The sequence below is a fragment of the Novipirellula aureliae genome (assembly GCF_007860185.1).
Lineage (GTDB): Bacteria > Planctomycetota > Planctomycetia > Pirellulales > Pirellulaceae > Novipirellula_A > Novipirellula_A aureliae.
In genome coordinates this window covers 322,663-337,357 of the sequence record NZ_SJPY01000008.1, presented here as the reverse complement: position 1 = coordinate 337,357, position 14,695 = coordinate 322,663, and the positions used below count along the sequence as shown (strand labels likewise).

Sequence of the window (14,695 nt, the reverse complement as noted above, 5' to 3'; positions counted from 1 at the left end):
ACACCATCAAACGCTGTTGAAAACCTGTTAGAAACCACCACTTTATCGGTGCATAAAATGTCAAAAAAAATCCATCACGCGCTAGAACCGCCCTAGACAACGTGCCTCAGATGTCTCCGTTGCAACCGATGGTTCCCCATCCGTTTGGTTCGTCAGCTGTCGAAGTGGGGCGTCGCCTTGCTCGTCGAAGAGTTGAGCACCATCGGGGGACGCAAGCAATTTCTTCAGCATTTCCGAACTCTTGAGGTGGACGTCAAAACGGTCATTCTTTCGTACTTCAACGGTTCCGTCTAGCGTTCCAGAAGTTACCGCCTTGCGAAAAGCGTCTGCGTTGCAGGCTCTAGCGAATATGGAGCCATCTTTGATCTCGGAGAGCCAAAAGAAAACAAGTTTGTCGTTCTTGCGAGTGTCCTGCGGAATGAACAGAAATGTTCGATTGTGTATTGTCCGTACAGATATAGGAACGCTTTGCGTTTCAAAAACGTTTGACCCAGAATTCCATTCTGTGAAGCCAACGACGAGGTCGCTCGTCGCACCAAGTTCGACGAAATAGACGTTCCCCTGCTTGTCAGCCCATGTTCCACGAAAGGATTTAAGGGTAGAAGTCCGTACGGAGTCACCGAAAGGAGCGTCAACGGTAACGTTGTTGCATCCGAGCGTACATGCGATTAGCGTTACAATTAGAGCGGTGATGGAACGCATGGTATTCGATTGACGAACGCCGACGATAACCGCGTCGGCTAGATTAACGCTGACCACAGAGTAAACGCTCGTGGCCGACTGCGGTTCATCGATTGGTTATCGGACAGTATGGGGATCGACGAGATGTTGGCGACGCAGAATTTCAAGGATGAACTAAGCGGCGGCATTGGATCAGAGTCGGTCCAGTCTTCGACCCCTTCGGTGACACATTCGCCCCGATTCGGTATCGCGATCATTGTAGCAGATAGAAGCGAGACATATCAACAATCGAACGAGTAAACATTGCAGACGGGACATCAGCGCATCAATCGACCGAGCAACAACATCGCACCAATTGCAGCATGAACGCCAGCGCATCAATCCGATAACGGCGGTCGTCACCGAGGACCGCGAATGTGGTTTCCATTTGTAAATGCCGTACGCGGTCCTTCGGTGCACGACATGGTTCTGGGCATTTCTGAGTGTGACGACTGTGTTTCGGTCACGGCAGTTCAAGCCCGTCAATAAGTGACTGCAATTGTGGCGGAATCTGATTGTCGGTGCTAACAGGATAGTTGAGTTGGCACGCAATACAGAATTCGCCCGTCCGACGAATATATGCCACCTGTCGAAAATCGCCATCGAATTTTGGGTTCGTCATGGTGAAATGCATACGGTGATAGCGAGAGCCAACAAATTCTGTTTCAGATTCGTCGAGCAATGTGTTTCCAGAAGCGTGGGTGAGCATCTGGTTCCGAACGGCTTCAAAGTAGGTCTCATCAGAAACCATGGTTTTCGGAACATCTTCTGTTAGTTTGATAACGAGCGACATCCCAGTTGTGTTATCGATTGCACCAGCAGTTACTGCCTTCTCAGAATCCAAGAATGGTTGTAATAGCGTCCAGTCACGCGGGTATTGAAAGCTGACATCGTGATGATCACTACGCCAAGTCGCTGGTGTTGTTTGCTCATGATTACGCTTGTTGCACCCAGCTTGGGTAATGGCGATCAGAACAAGTATGGAGAGCCAAAACGATGCGTAACGCATTGCCAAGAGGTAATCCTTCGCGTTTGAGAGTGTCGAAAATCTCATGCCCCAGAACATCTAAAATCACCGGGTCGCGACGAGAGATTCTCCATTGCCAAAACGCCCGACTTCGCGACTCGGGTGCATTTTTTTGTTATGCCTTGTATCGGTCGCCAGCGATCTGGCAAAGCTCGATACATCGATCAATCCAGTTTTCGTACCAATACCAAACACCCTGGACAAGGGTGCCGTAGCCTTTAGCCGGGTCCTTGGCGTCCTCTGCATTCCACATTCCAGAGTGCTCCGGCGTCGGTCGAAATTTTGTGAAGCCGGCCTCTTTTACTCGTTTGCAGACGTCGGTAGCCCGGAACTTAGGTTTCTCAACCTGTTTCTGTACCCAGTACTCTTTGTCGATCTGCTTGGCGAGGTCTGAGTCTGGTTTAATAAATTCAATAACGCGGTCCGCCTGACCGGGGCGGTTTACAAGTTTCTGCTTGAACACCATGCGGTATGAGTAATTTGGGCTGTTGTATTCGTCGTGTTCGAGTGCACCGTCAAAAACGGAAATGTACGCTCGAAGCCGCGGTGGAATATCGACCTCCGGGACCGGGCCCGACATTTGTTCTTGCGACAGTTGAAGAAACTGAATGCTGTACGTGATCTGTGAATCGACACCGAATTTGTCACCAAAAAACTGCTTGATGTATTGGTTGTAGTTGAGGGCGCAAGCCTGATACCTGCCGCTCAAGTAGTTGTCGAGGCTGAGCGTCATCTGATGTTCGATCTCATGACGCAAACCGATCAGGAATCGCAGGTTGTTGCAGGTGTCTTTGTCGATTGGGCATGCGTCGTCGTTTAAGCAGCGTTCGAGTTCCCAATACTTGTACGCACCGTGTTTCGTTCTATTGAAGACGCGTCGAGTGCTGCGTTGTCTGTGGTAACGATACTCGATCCCCTTTTCTCGGTAGTACGCGTGCAGCAGGTACGTCCATGCAATGTTCATTAGGACGATGAATGACTCGGATTTGAATGTGACCTGCGGGTCGTTGAAAATCCGAATCGCACCGAGTGCTGCTTCACGCGACTTCGTGAGCAACTCGTGCTTCAGTGATCCGACACGGCGTTTACGTTTTTTCTTTGCCATGTTGGTTCAGTGAAGGCATAACGGTGCCCGTCACCGGGCCGGGAGAAAAAATCAACCATTGCCAAAACGCTCGCAAGCCCGGCTCCGGTGCACGGGATGGTTCCCCGCATTTCCTCAGAGATTACCAGAACCCCGTTCGTTGAAACATTAGGCCAGCATCAGCATCAAAATAGTACGTCGCGCCACCGCCATCACCCTCGGATGGGCTGTAGTAGACGATAGCGGCCGACGGACACGTCCAGTTTAGTCCGTCAAATGTATGGTTGAATAGTTCAGGTGACACCGCTTGCCCCTCGTCCATGAAACCGCCACGTTCAACGGCGGAATACTCACCGTATTGCGTCCACAATCCGTCGAGATAGGTGTCAAAGTCAGTGGCGGATATGTCGTACCGTGCTCTATAGCCATTGGCGTGCTTGTGCATCTCAATGTTCGATGCGGCCTTGGGCAAATAGCGTTGCGATCGAAGGTCGGGAATTGCGTCGAACGAGTCGTAATGAAAGTGCCCGAAGCGGATTGAGTCAGCGACCAGCATGACACCAGTGCACGAGGGTATGAAAAGAACGATCGCCGCGGTGGACGAAATCAGCAGTGTCTTGATGCGACTCCATTTCCGCGGCGTTCGGCTGGCAGTCAGCAGTACGACCACAAGCAGGAAAGCAACGCCTGTAATTTGAAACGGTAGGACAATCGGCCAAAGCATGAAGCGTATTCAGTACTGCCATTCAGTCGGGGAACGTTAACGATCACGTGGTCGTCGCGAACGACGTACCACTTCAATAAGCTCAGTTCGGCGACTCACGTGCATCGTCTGGTTCGCCGTTCATTTTTTGCTGGTTGATCCAATCACGGAACTTTCGGGTAAGCACGTCACGCTCCCGCAATCCGACCAGCGTGTCAACATGTGAACGCCCACGAAAGAACCCGAGTGCCGGCAGATTGAGAACGCGGCATGCTCGAATGAAGTCCCAAGCTTCTTTGCGATCGGTATCCATGCACAGGAAAGTGATCTCCTGATCAAATCCTACCCTGATTGCGGCAAGGTCGGCGTCCATTGCTTTGTCTATATTGTTCCACGTCGCCCAGAAATGTACTACGGACAAGTGATTGCCGGAAAGCTCATGATCGAGCGTCTCCATTGTCATTGCTCGTGTTGAAGGGTGCCAATGCTTAGGACAAAACGGTTGCATTCGATTTCGGTTTGGTCGTCGGCGAACGACACGCGTCAGCCGGCACGCGCGAAAGATTCTCAATGTCAAAACGCTCGGCTCGCTTGCCGCTAGGACGCTTGACAAGCAAGCGTAAAGCGATGTCATGGTTCCCCGCTCCTTCTTCGCGTCTTCATCCAGGCTGAAATCGTCTGTGAACCGTAGACGCGCGTTCTGGAATAGGCCCAGTCGTAATCATCTGGAAGCACGACGCTGCGTCTCCGGTTGCTCGAAGGATACCAGAAGTCGCCATCGGGTTCACGCACTCCGCACGAGAGTGTGGCAAGTTGAAGATCGGTATTTGTAGGGTCAGGAACTACGGAAAACTGCCCTGGTGCTTCCCAGAATCCATCCGGAGCGTCAAGGAACAGCAGTCGAAAATGCAGTTTAATCGACCGACAGAAATCGATGGTCACGCTCTCTATTCCAATTCCATCCGATGTGACGCATTCACCGTTCGTTTGTTGCGCAACCGCGTCAGCAAAAAGATCGTCGGTGGTTCGGACAAAGCTATCGTCGGCTTGAAAGTCGTCAATCAATGCAGAGTTCCAACGTCCGCACGCATCGACGGAGTTGAAGCGGTGGAGCCGATCATCGATCGACCGGAAAACAAGGTCAAATTTTTGGTTGAACGCTGGGACTCCAGTGTCTGTCGGGGAACGTCGGCGATGTGCGGGCGGCGGGAGTTAAGTTTTCATTTGAGAGCCGCGTCCACCGCCGCTCCGTCACCATTGCATGGTTCTGGCTTTTGGAGCAAAAGCAAACTTGGCCAATCCAAATCGACTTGCCTGCTCACCAGCAACTCACCGACCACGCAACTCTTCGTAGCCACCCTCTCTGCGACACTCTGCGTCTCTGTGATCTCCGCGTTTATTGTTTTTTTAACGCAGAGTGCGCGAAGACGCAGAGAAACGCAAAGGAAACGCAAAGCGTTGGCGAGATTCACAGTGCCAGAACGGTACGCGTTGTATGGTTGAAAGTAAGCGATTTCCAATATAGCCAGATAGAGGCTTTTGGTAAACTAAAATGTGTCGTGCGTTCCAGGTGGAGACTGGGCGTTTGATGTTTTTTCTGCTCGGTGGCCATGATCGCCGCTTGGCAGGATTCGGTGTCGTGAGGCGAGTCCCTTTTACGCGTTGTTGCTCTGACTACCTGCGGTTAGATTGGACACCTCCGAACCCACTTCCTAAGATCGATAGGTATATCTTGTGGCTCTGACCACCCTGATCACAAGGCTCATCCCTGAAGCGGGTAAGTGGCCCTCGACATTCCAGGGCCAAGCCGAGGAACTTACGTCGCGCAGCACATCGAATCGTCGACTACTCTAACCGGGAACGCGCGGAAAAGTCTCTAACAACCAAATCGCTCAGCTCGCGTTCTCCGGTTCACGCGATGGTTACCCGCCGCATTGTACGGTTCGTGAAAGACCGATGTCACGTCCCGATTGAAGAATCGACAAGCACGCGACGCCCGCAATTGGGGCAATTGCCGGTCGCAATGATAACGGATTTCATGCGGGACAGATTTCCGTCGCAGTGCGGGCAAACCAACGCTGGGAAATTGCGATAGGTCCTATCGGCACGGACAAAGCCAAGCAGCATGATCGGAAATCCGACTGCAAACATGATGATCGGAGCGAGAATGTCGGCGAGGTCTGGGTTGTTGTAGCGAACAATCCCCGCAACGCCCAACGCGGCAAACATTGGTGCGAGCGCGCAGGCCATGCGCCAGGACAGCTGGCGTTGGCATCGGCTGACTTCGGTGTTGTATTCAGCTACGGTCATGCGTATCTAGCAGCATGAATTTCAGTCGGCGAACGGCGGTCGTCACCGAGGACCGCGAATGTGGTTTCCATTTGTAAATGCCGTACGCGGTCCTTCGGTGCACGACATGGTTCTGGGCATTTCTGAGTGTGACGACTGTGTTTCGGTCACGGCAGTTCAAGCCCGTCAATAAGTGACTGCAATTGTGGCGGAATCTGATTGTCGGTGCTAACAGGATAGTTGAGTTGGCACGCAATACAGAATTCGCCCGTCCGACGAATATATGCCACCTGTCGAAAATCGCCATCGAATTTTGGGTTCGTCATGGTGAAATGCATACGGTGATAGCGAGAGCCAACAAATTCTGTTTCAGATTCGTCGAGCAATGTGTTTCCAGAAGCGTGGGTGAGCATCTGGTTCCGAACGGCTTCAAAGTAGGTCTCATCAGAAACCATGGTTTTCGGAACATCTTCTGTTAGTTTGATAACGAGCGACATCCCAGTTGTGTTATCGATTGCACCAGCAGTTACTGCCTTCTCAGAATCCAAGAATGGTTGTAATAGCGTCCAGTCACGCGGGTATTGAAAGCTGACATCGTGATGATCACTACGCCAAGTCGCTGGTGTTGTTTGCTCATGATTACGCTTGTTGCACCCAGCTTGGGTAATGGCGATCAGAACAAGTATGGAGAGCCAAAACGATGCGTAACGCATTGCCAAGAGGTAATCCTTCGCGTTTGAGAGTGTCGAAAATCTCATGCCCCAGAACGTTTAAGTTCACCCCTGTTCGGCCGTTGGAGTTTGACTTTCAAAAGACGTTTCACGCCGAACGGGGGTGCAACGATTGGTTGCACGGGCCGGATCATCGAGTGGAGTCTTGAATCGCCGATCGAGCCCTCGAGCTTAGGATTTTACCAGCGAGCTGGAACGCTGTAAAGCAAGTTTGGCTGCGCGAAACTCGCTGCCGCGAAGAGCCGACAGCGACGTGTCGATGCAGCTTCGTTAACGTCGGTGACATTGGGTTGGGTGTCCATTGTTGATTCATGCAATCATGCCTCCTGCAACGATGCTTTGTTTCTTCCTGGGTCGCGATGACAAAGCCGCCAGCGGTGGTCCGCGACCTGCCGAGAACTCGTGGTGACTGATCAATTGCTTGCCGCATTTTGGACAGCGACACGCTTCGCTCATCCCTGCTGCTTCGCACCAATCCTGCCAACAACGAGCTTCTTCGACCTGCTTGGCCTCAACGATGCCTAACGCCTTGGCGGCCTGTTCCCATTGCGAGTGCTGGTTGCCGCTGTAGAGCCCGTAGCCACGCACGGTCTGAAAACGCCGTGGCGGCACATGTTGTAGCCAACGACCGATAAACGTTTCGACCGGTAGACGGGTCTTCCCTTGACGCTTCCCGTCGCCTCCTTGTCGCTCGGACAATCGATAACGAAACCTGACTTGCCCGTCTTGTAGCGAAAGCAAGCGAGAATTGCCGATCGGCCCACCTTTGATGTAGCGTGCCAAATACGTTGCGACAGTGACGCCATTACGATAGGCGTTGTAGACCTTCACGTTCCAAGGCACAGCCGTAAGCTTGCCCAACAATCGCTCGAAGTCATTGCATGTGAAGTCAGGCGGCAGTTTCAGGACTCCTCGCCGAAGTGTGTCTCGGAGCATGGCTTTGAACTTGCCGCGAAACTTGATCATCAGGACCTTTCGCGGTAGCAAGCATTTCTTTTGCGGTTTGTGCCATTGCCCATCACTGGCGAGTCCTCCTGCAGTGACAATCGCGTGCAAATGGACGTGCCGTTGCAGCCTCTGGTTCCAGGTGTGCAGTGCCGCCAGGATACCGATGCGGCCCCCTAGGAACTTGGGATCGCCGAGTAGTTCCGTGAGTGTCTGTGAAGCGGCGGCAAACAGCGTATCGGCGAAGACAGCCTTGTTGAATCTCCAGAGGTCGTTGAGTTCGTGAGGGACGGTGAAGATCACGTGATGATGAGGGCAAGGCAGCAGTCGCTTTCTCCAGCCATCGAGCCACAACTCTTTGGGCAACCATCCGCACTGCGGGCAACTTCGGTGTCGACAGGAGTTGTAGGCGATTTGATGGTAGTGCCCCTCGGGGCAACTGTTGACGTGCCCGCCGAGTTCGCGAGTACGGCAATGTCGAACGGCCCAAGCCGCGCGATACATGTCACGCGTGCAACGGTGCCTTTGAGAGAAACCGTCGAAATGTTGTTGGAACAAAGTTTGAAGCGTGACAGTCATCTACGATCAGTCAATCATCAAAGCCGCGTCGAATTCAAACCCCCGAAGGCCAGTGCAACAATTAATTATTAGATAAACAACTGCAGATAATACCACATTATCGGTAGTTCAACAACGGATAATCGGAACCCCCTAGAGGTATGCCACCCATCGGGTGGTGTATGCTTGACAACTCGTGTTTTTTGTGGCATAAAAGTGGTTCGGTAAAGTTGTTTGTCTGTCTAAGGGGGGGAATTCAGATGTCTTTGGATCGGTATCGGCAATGTTTGGCTGTGATGAACTTGCCGGAAAATGAGCGAACTTGGTTTCCAAAGTGGATGGGGAGCTACGCGGCTAGGAAATCGGTTTCTTCGGCAACGGGATCGGAAGGCCCGATCGCGGTCAGCGAGGAGTTGGTGATCGAGTTTTGAGGAGCTTGCGTGACTCGAAGATACCAGCTTGGCGTCGGTTGCAGGCCGCTCGCGCGATTGAAATTTATCAGGCCACCGTGCGGCAATCGAATGAGGTCGACTTTCGGCCAATCCGAGAGACATTGCAGGCGATTGCGCGGCGTGAGAAATCGGCAGGCGCTGCAGAACTTGATTATCAACCTAATTTGGTGGCGGGCGAAGGCAATCCAGGGCAAATCGACCTCTCGGAGCCTAAGTGTATCCAGCGAATGCGGGCGACGCTCCGGCGGTTGCATCATCCTAAAAGTACGGAAGACGCCTATGTGGGTCAGGTTAAGAAATTCATACGCCATTTGGACGATGATCGATTGGAACGATTTGGCGAACCGGAAATTGGTGATTTCTTAACGGATCTGGCGATTGAGCGAAACGTCGCAGCCAACAGTCAGAACCAGGCCCTCTCGGCGATTCTGTTCTTCTATGAAAAAGTTCTGGGTCGAGACTTGAAGTTTGTGCAGGCGGTTCGCGCCAAGGCAAGCGAGTACCGACCGGTCGTGCTAACCAAAAAAGAGGTGAGAAGTCTCTATCCGTCTTTCTCGGGCGTCTATCGATTGATGTTTTTGTTGATGTATGGAAGCGGATTGAGGCATCGCGAGTGCCGAACGCTGCGCGTGAAAGATATTTGTTTGGAAACGAGACAAATTCTCGTCCGCGACGGCAAGGGTATGCTTTGGCACGGAAGTACCCCAATGCTGCTCGGGAATTCGGCTGGCAGTATCTCTTTCCATCGGTTCGACTTTCGCGTGACCCGCGTAGCGGAGCGACTCGCCGCCATCATCTGCACGAGAAGACCTTTCCACCCCATTTTGCCAAAGCACTTCGCAGAACAGCGATTGTGAAGAACGCAAAACCGCATTCTCTACGACATTCGTTCGCAACTCACATGCTTGAAGATGGCGCGGACATTCGCACGGTTCAAGAACTACTCGGTCACAAGGACGTTAAGACGACGATGATCTACACGCATGTGATGAACCGACCTGGTCTGGTCGTGACGAGTCCAGTGGATCGGTTGGAGTTCGCAAGTTAAGGCAGCGTCCGTCTGCACTTCGTGCTCTTGGGTGACAGCAGCAGCCTGTCAGCTCCGGCGAGTTGAGTGGAATCGTGTTCCCGATAAGTTCATGTTATGACGCGGGCGGTGGGAATGCAACTCGTTATCACCGGTTCGAGGAGGATTATCACCGCTTGGAATTTTCGTCCCGTGTCGGGCACCTCCAAGCCCAGGTCAAGCAATTTTTGCTCAAACTTTTTACTGCGTTTGCTGGCCGGCTCTATGGAGGGGCGTGAACAATTGAAGACATCATCGAATCATCCCTACCTCGAAGCTGGCACGTGATGGGAGAAAAAACACGGGAGGATGGCACCGTCCCGTTGACTTTGGAATTAGACGAAGGTTCCGCCTCCTCTTGCCCTCGCTCCCAGCGAGATGAGGCGGACGGAGCAAGCCAAAACGATGACGATTTGGCAGAGGGCATGCTCGATTTTGTTCACCTTCGCCAGCGATCAGGTGCCAGCGATCAGGTGCCAGCGATCAGGTGCCAGCGATCAGGTGCCAGCGATCAGGTGGTTGTGACGACGAGACGAAACAAGAAATCAGCCGAGTTCTGATAGGGGGAATGCGTCGTTCGGATGACCGAGCTCGACGATGGTCTGCGATGCGGCGCCGCAATCGCGACGGCGCGAGCGGCTCACACGGTAAAGGGAGGCGTCGCGTTCTTTGCGGCCAAAGCCTTCGTGCATCAAATTGAACGATTCCTCGAACGATTCCTCGAACGATTCCTCGATGGCGATGGTTGCACAGAGTAAGCATGGATAGTAAAAACGCGTGCCTCCGATGGGGCGGCAAATGCAGTCAGGCCGTCTTGCGGGAAAATGATGCCTCCTATTATCGGCACTTAACATGCAAACAGCAAACGTCACGGATGAGTTCACCGATGATTTTGATGGCAACGGGGTCGTCGAGAAACCGCGAGTGATGCTGGCGTCATTTTGGCGTGTGATCGAAGTTCCGAATTTGATCGCTCTTGATGCACCGATCGTGGCGATTTGTTGGCAATATTGGCTGTCGGTCACTCTCAGTGAAAAACCCAAACCGCTGATTCATTTGCTGCTGTTTCTCACCGTATGGTTAGTCTACATTGCCGACCGTTTGCTGGATTGTCGGCGATTAGATTTTCAGTTGGACGTTCCCCTGCGGCACCAGTTTGCCAACAAATGGGGATGGGTTTTGTGGCCGATTTGGTGTGGGGCGTTTGTCTTCAATGGCCTATTAGCGATTCTGTTCGTTGACTCTTTCTTGGTGATTGCCGGAGCGATCCTGTTTAGCGTTGTGCTTTTCTATGGCTGGGTGGTTCACGGACGACCTACAACTGGGCAGTGGTTGCCCAAGGAATTCTTTGTAGCAGGGCTTTTCTCGCTCGGTGTTTGCTTACCCATTTTTGTGTCGAAGAACACCTTATCCACGCTCGTGTTGACGGCGCTTTTGTCATGGCTGTTTTTATTAAATTGCTTTTGCGTGGCAGCTGCTCAGCGAAAGAGCGATCAATTACAAAACATCGGTTCGGCGATACGCTTGTTTCCGAGTCTTTGCTCACGCATCCCGCTGCTCGCTTTTTTGCTAGTCGCCGCAGCGATGATAGCCAACCATGCTGACATCGTTTCGTATCCGATCACATTAGCAATCTCTATCAGTAGCGTCGGGTTGATGTTGCTTTCTTATGCCATCGACCGTGCCAATGATTGGAGCAAGAAAACTCGCTACGGCTTGTTGGCGGACAGTGCACTGTTATCGCCGCTAGTGGTATTGGTGTTGTACCGATGAGTGACAAGTTGCGATCGGGCTACGATCGATTGGCTCCTTGGTATCAGATGATTGAGCGTTTGCGTTTCGGAGGAACACTCGATCGCGCCCGCGTCTCGCTGCTTCCGACCCTGCTCGAACAAGCCAAGTCGAAGCAGCATCAAGAGCGGTTGGAGGTGCTGTTTCTGGGCGATGGTGATGGCAGATTGCTAGCCGCTTTTTTGGAGTGTTGTCCAGACGCGAACGTTTTCAGCGTTGACGTCAGTGCGAAGATGTTGGCAATTCAGCAGCGTCGCATTAAAAGACTCGGAATGGTTAAACGCGTCAACTGGCTAGCTGCTCCGGTCGATTCCGTTGCACTACCATCCTCTCGTTATGACATCGTTTTCACCGCATTCTTCCTTGACTGTTTCGATGAACCGGTGTTCTCTCATGTGGTCTCAAGCATTGCGGATTGGCTGCGTCCTGAGGGCATCTGGTATCTCGTCGATTTCCAAGAGCCTGGGGGCGGGATTCGGCGAATTTGGGCGAAGTTTTGGCTGCATGTGATGCACGTTTTCTTTCGTTGGCAAACGGGACTCGCCTCGCGTCGGATCATTGATCCACAGCCGTTGCTGAAATCGTTAGGGTTTCGTGAGTTGGCGGAGCACCGGCTACATTTTGAAATGATTCGTGCGAGTTTGCACCGCCGTGTTTAGGAGCGGATGGTCTACATCACTCGTTCTGGCACCGGTTTGATTTCGTCGCACATTCGGCGGATCAAGTCGTCAATGGTGATGCCTTCGGCTTCGGCGGCAAAGGTGGGGACGATGCGATGCCGAAGTACAGGCAGCGACAATGTTTGAACATCCTCCATCGAGACACACGGCCGTCCATGGAGCAGGGCTCGAGCCTTCGCGGCCAGCACTAATTGCTGGCTCGCTCGCGGTCCCGGTCCCCACTGAATCAACTCGTTGGTCCATTTGGCGGCTTGAATGTCGCCGGGGCGAAGGGTACGGACAGCATCGAGGACCCATTGTTTGACGTGGGGTGGCAGCGGAACGTCGCGGACGGTTTGTTGAAACCCGACAATTTGTTCGCCCGTCATCACTGGTTCGACCGACGCTTGAAAGTTGGATGTCGTACGATCAACGATCTCCGCTTCCTCGTCACGCGAGGGGTAGCCAACCAAAACGTGGAACAGAAATCGGTCACGTTGGGCCTCGGGCAATGGGTAGGTGCCTTCTTGTTCGATCGGGTTTTGCGTTGCCAAGACGAAGAAGGGTTCGGTCAAGCGAACGGTTTTTCCAGCGGTCGTGACCTCGTGTTCCTGCATCGCTTCGAGCAAAGCCGCTTGCGTCTTCGGTGGTGTACGGTTGATTTCGTCCGCCAACAACATTTGGGTAAAAATCGGTCCACGTTCGAAGCGAAATTCGCGTCGTCCTGTCGCCGGATCTTCTTGAATAATCTCGGTCCCGGTAATATCGCCGGGCATCAAGTCGGGAGTAAACTGGATTCTGCGGAACGACAGATGCATCGAATCCGCCAACGTGCGGATCATCAGAGTCTTGGCCAGTCCAGGCACCCCTTCGAGCAAGCAATGGCCACGAGCAAGGATAGCGATCAAGAGTTGTTCGATCACTTCCTCTTGGCCGACAACCACCCGAGCCACCTGTTCACGAACTCGCTTGCACGCAGAAACCAAGCGAACCGATGCGGTCGCGTCATCAGTCGATTCAATCGGTGGCGGCTGGACCAAGACGATTCCTTTTGGGTAAATCAAAGAATTTGTGAGGAAAAGATTGTAATCGGCAGAATCTTTCCCTGCCATCCTATTAACTGCATCCTCTTAGCGAAACGGCGGCAAGCGGGCTGTCGATTTAATCGGTTTGACTCGACTTATTGTTTAACGCCAAGCCATAGGCGACCGCTTATGAAAAAGCTGGCGTCTTCGGCTAAGCGTTAAACGATTCAATCGACAGCCCGCTAGCGGCCGATGTTTTATCCTATTCAGGTTGGTAGAATACCGCAGAAAAGGTACTCCGCCAGAACCACAGAGACAAAACGGTTATGTCACCCTCAGCCTATTCCATTCCTCTTTCGAAGGCCCCATCGCCAATCGATCGCCGCTTTCAACAGGGGGGCTGGTTGCTGCTCGCGTCGCTGGTGATGTTTTTCCTCAGCAGCGTTCTGCTTTACGGATTCTATGCTTATTGGCGGCGTGATGACCCATTGTCGCTTGTACCGCTACCGATGGATTACCTGTTCAGCACCGTCATGCTGTTTGCAACGAGCGGGACGCTGCATCTGGCGACTTTAGCAATTCGCCGCGAAAAACGAGTCCGCACGGTGTTCTGGATCATCGTCAGTTTAGTGTTGGCGATCGGCTTTACCGGGATGCAGTTGACGGCAACCAACGAAATGCTCAGCGGCCCAGCGTTAGCGGAGGGCAACGGCAAAGGCTTGGCGGGGATGGTTGCCGTCTTGGTATTCTTGCACGCACTGCATGTCGCAGGCGGGATCATCGCTCTAGCGATCGTCTTGGTGAGGACACTCAGGCGCAAGTATGACCATGAGTGTTATTGGCCGATCCGGTTTGCAGCTCAGTATTGGCACTTCTTAGATCTGGTGTGGATCGTAATGCTGATATCTTTCTGGTCCACCACTGGTGGCTTTGTGATTGGTCATTAGTCATTCGATTCACGGTAGAGCCACGGTAGAGCCACGTAGAGCCACGGTAGAGCCACGGTAGAGCCACGGTAGAGCCACGAGGGGGTGCGTCAGGTCTCGTTTAGGGTAGTGGACGACCAACCCTGATTTTTGGCCTCTCTGGGCTAGTGGGTCGATGGTGCAACTATCCACGGATTCTTCTATCCACGGATTCTTCGGTGGAGCCTGACTTTTGATCTAGACGCAGCACTAGGAGGTTGGCGGTTCGCTGTGACGATTGGCGACCTCTTGGCGAAGGTCGATCACTTCTTTGCGGAGTTCATTGTAGACCTCTGCGACGTCGCTCCAATGATCGTGTTCTCGAAAGTGCAGTTCGGAGGCGCTTTGATTGTCAATCAGTAAACGCATTTCCCGCCGCAAGCGACAAATCGGTCCTGCGAAGCGATTGGTCATCGTTAGCAGATCGTAGGCGGCGATTGGGCCAAGCACCAACAGGCCTGGCAACCAGGTGATTGCATCATCGATAAAGGTCAGTAGGCGTTCGGAAGGCGGTGTCTGATTGTCCGAGATGTAAACCGAAAAAAAGATCACAACGACGTAGTAGGCGAACGCTGCCATTGCATACAGGGCGACTCGCCGCAGAATCGCTCCTTGGACATAGGGGTCGGCAATCAGGTATTTTCGAGTCGACAGAGAGGGGAGCGATTTCCAATTCATGG

General features: G+C 52.8%; 18 protein-coding genes and 1 pseudogene. 8 read left to right on the top strand and 11 right to left on the bottom strand.

What is annotated here, in order from left to right; genetic code table 11:
* Positions 1-81 precede the first annotated feature (81 nt).
* The 9 genes from Q31b_RS23635 to Q31b_RS23590 all read right to left on the bottom strand — a co-directional run bounded on the left by Q31b_RS23635 (position 82) and on the right by Q31b_RS23590 (position 8,078).
* A complete protein-coding gene (locus Q31b_RS23635; RefSeq protein WP_146602107.1) occupies positions 82-702 on the bottom strand; it encodes a hypothetical protein in 621 nt (206 codons plus the stop codon).
* A 481-nt stretch (positions 703-1,183) separates the two neighbouring features.
* Complete coding sequence (locus tag Q31b_RS23625) at positions 1,184-1,735, bottom strand: hypothetical protein (protein ID WP_146602102.1); 552 nt, start codon at positions 1,733-1,735, stop codon at positions 1,184-1,186.
* A gap of 127 nt (positions 1,736-1,862) precedes the next feature.
* Positions 1,863-2,852, bottom strand: coding sequence for a DUF3644 domain-containing protein (locus Q31b_RS23620; RefSeq protein ID WP_146602106.1), 990 nt, complete (start codon positions 2,850-2,852; stop codon positions 1,863-1,865).
* 121 nt (positions 2,853-2,973) lie between these two features.
* A complete protein-coding gene (locus tag Q31b_RS23615; RefSeq protein WP_231617797.1) occupies positions 2,974-3,555 on the bottom strand; it encodes a hypothetical protein in 582 nt (193 codons plus the stop codon).
* Between the two features lie 82 nt (positions 3,556-3,637).
* Positions 3,638-3,991 carry a thioredoxin family protein gene (locus Q31b_RS23610; protein WP_197172157.1) on the bottom strand — a complete coding sequence of 118 codons (354 nt, stop codon included), beginning with the start codon at positions 3,989-3,991 and terminating at the stop codon, positions 3,638-3,640.
* 173 nt (positions 3,992-4,164) lie between these two features.
* Positions 4,165-4,599: a hypothetical protein gene (locus tag Q31b_RS28635; RefSeq protein WP_197172155.1), complete on the bottom strand. Its 435-nt coding sequence runs from the start codon at positions 4,597-4,599 to the stop codon at positions 4,165-4,167.
* A gap of 894 nt (positions 4,600-5,493) precedes the next feature.
* The gene (locus Q31b_RS23600) at positions 5,494-5,844 is read right to left on the bottom strand and encodes a hypothetical protein (protein ID WP_146602103.1); all 351 of its coding nucleotides are present in this window, start codon (positions 5,842-5,844) and stop codon (positions 5,494-5,496) included.
* 146 nt (positions 5,845-5,990) lie between these two features.
* A complete protein-coding gene (locus Q31b_RS23595; protein ID WP_146602102.1) occupies positions 5,991-6,542 on the bottom strand; it encodes a hypothetical protein in 552 nt (183 codons plus the stop codon).
* Positions 6,543-6,863: 321 nt separating this feature from the next.
* Entirely contained in the window at positions 6,864-8,078 is a 1,215-nt protein-coding gene (locus Q31b_RS23590) for an IS91 family transposase (RefSeq protein WP_146602101.1), read from the bottom strand.
* Positions 8,079-8,317: 239 nt separating this feature from the next.
* Between Q31b_RS23590 and Q31b_RS28630 the strand changes: the two genes are divergently transcribed.
* From Q31b_RS28630 to Q31b_RS23565, 7 genes and pseudogenes are all read left to right on the top strand, one after another.
* Positions 8,318-8,488 (top strand): hypothetical protein, encoded by a 171-nt coding sequence (locus Q31b_RS28630; protein WP_197172152.1) that lies wholly within the window; start codon positions 8,318-8,320, stop codon positions 8,486-8,488.
* Between the two features lie 248 nt (positions 8,489-8,736).
* A pseudogene (locus tag Q31b_RS29425) lies at positions 8,737-9,132 on the top strand (phage integrase N-terminal SAM-like domain-containing protein); the annotation flags it as partial.
* Positions 9,123-9,557, top strand: a complete 435-nt coding sequence (locus Q31b_RS29420) for a tyrosine-type recombinase/integrase (RefSeq protein WP_261343880.1) — start codon at positions 9,123-9,125, stop codon at positions 9,555-9,557. The pseudogene Q31b_RS29425 and the gene Q31b_RS29420, both read left to right, overlap by 10 nt.
* A gap of 305 nt (positions 9,558-9,862) precedes the next feature.
* Positions 9,863-10,135: a hypothetical protein gene (locus Q31b_RS23575; RefSeq protein WP_146602098.1), complete on the top strand. Its 273-nt coding sequence runs from the start codon at positions 9,863-9,865 to the stop codon at positions 10,133-10,135.
* A gap of 21 nt (positions 10,136-10,156) precedes the next feature.
* Positions 10,157-10,333 (top strand): hypothetical protein, encoded by a 177-nt coding sequence (locus Q31b_RS28625; RefSeq protein WP_197172149.1) that lies wholly within the window; start codon positions 10,157-10,159, stop codon positions 10,331-10,333.
* A 94-nt stretch (positions 10,334-10,427) separates the two neighbouring features.
* Entirely contained in the window at positions 10,428-11,348 is a 921-nt protein-coding gene (locus Q31b_RS23570; protein ID WP_146602097.1) for a hypothetical protein, read from the top strand.
* The gene (locus Q31b_RS23565) at positions 11,345-12,025 is read left to right on the top strand and encodes a class I SAM-dependent methyltransferase (protein WP_146602096.1); all 681 of its coding nucleotides are present in this window, start codon (positions 11,345-11,347) and stop codon (positions 12,023-12,025) included. The genes Q31b_RS23570 and Q31b_RS23565 overlap by 4 nt, the downstream gene beginning before the upstream one ends.
* Positions 12,026-12,036: 11 nt before the next feature.
* Here Q31b_RS23565 and Q31b_RS23560 read toward each other — a convergent pair whose 3' ends face one another.
* A complete protein-coding gene (locus Q31b_RS23560) occupies positions 12,037-13,065 on the bottom strand; it encodes an AAA family ATPase (protein ID WP_146602154.1) in 1,029 nt (342 codons plus the stop codon).
* A gap of 311 nt (positions 13,066-13,376) precedes the next feature.
* On the opposite strand from Q31b_RS23560, the gene Q31b_RS23555 reads away from it, so the two are divergent.
* Positions 13,377-13,997, top strand: a complete 621-nt coding sequence (locus Q31b_RS23555; protein WP_231617796.1) for a cytochrome c oxidase subunit 3 — start codon at positions 13,377-13,379, stop codon at positions 13,995-13,997.
* Between the two features lie 228 nt (positions 13,998-14,225).
* On the opposite strand, the gene Q31b_RS23550 is transcribed toward Q31b_RS23555, so the two are convergent.
* Complete coding sequence (locus Q31b_RS23550; RefSeq protein WP_146602095.1) at positions 14,226-14,693, bottom strand: hypothetical protein; 468 nt, start codon at positions 14,691-14,693, stop codon at positions 14,226-14,228.
* Positions 14,694-14,695 lie beyond the last annotated feature (2 nt).

Coding starts and splice junctions, on each gene's coding strand:
- Q31b_RS23635 (WP_146602107.1), bottom strand. CDS start 702: ATGCGTTCCATCACCGCTCTAATTGTAACGCTAATCGCATGTACGCTC.
- Q31b_RS23620 (WP_146602106.1), bottom strand. CDS start 2,852: ATGGCAAAGAAAAAACGTAAACGCCGTGTCGGATCACTGAAGCACGAG.
- Q31b_RS23615 (WP_231617797.1), bottom strand. CDS start 3,555: ATGCTTTGGCCGATTGTCCTACCGTTTCAAATTACAGGCGTTGCTTTC.
- Q31b_RS23610 (WP_197172157.1), bottom strand. CDS start 3,991: ATGGAGACGCTCGATCATGAGCTTTCCGGCAATCACTTGTCCGTAGTA.
- Q31b_RS23600 (WP_146602103.1), bottom strand. CDS start 5,844: ATGACCGTAGCTGAATACAACACCGAAGTCAGCCGATGCCAACGCCAG.
- Q31b_RS23590 (WP_146602101.1), bottom strand. CDS start 8,078: ATGACTGTCACGCTTCAAACTTTGTTCCAACAACATTTCGACGGTTTC.
- Q31b_RS28630 (WP_197172152.1), top strand. CDS start 8,318: ATGTCTTTGGATCGGTATCGGCAATGTTTGGCTGTGATGAACTTGCCG.
- Q31b_RS23575 (WP_146602098.1), top strand. CDS start 9,863: ATGGGAGAAAAAACACGGGAGGATGGCACCGTCCCGTTGACTTTGGAA.
- Q31b_RS28625 (WP_197172149.1), top strand. CDS start 10,157: ATGACCGAGCTCGACGATGGTCTGCGATGCGGCGCCGCAATCGCGACG.
- Q31b_RS23570 (WP_146602097.1), top strand. CDS start 10,428: ATGCAAACAGCAAACGTCACGGATGAGTTCACCGATGATTTTGATGGC.
- Q31b_RS23565 (WP_146602096.1), top strand. CDS start 11,345: ATGAGTGACAAGTTGCGATCGGGCTACGATCGATTGGCTCCTTGGTAT.
- Q31b_RS23555 (WP_231617796.1), top strand. CDS start 13,377: ATGTCACCCTCAGCCTATTCCATTCCTCTTTCGAAGGCCCCATCGCCA.
- Q31b_RS23550 (WP_146602095.1), bottom strand. CDS start 14,693: ATGAATTGGAAATCGCTCCCCTCTCTGTCGACTCGAAAATACCTGATT.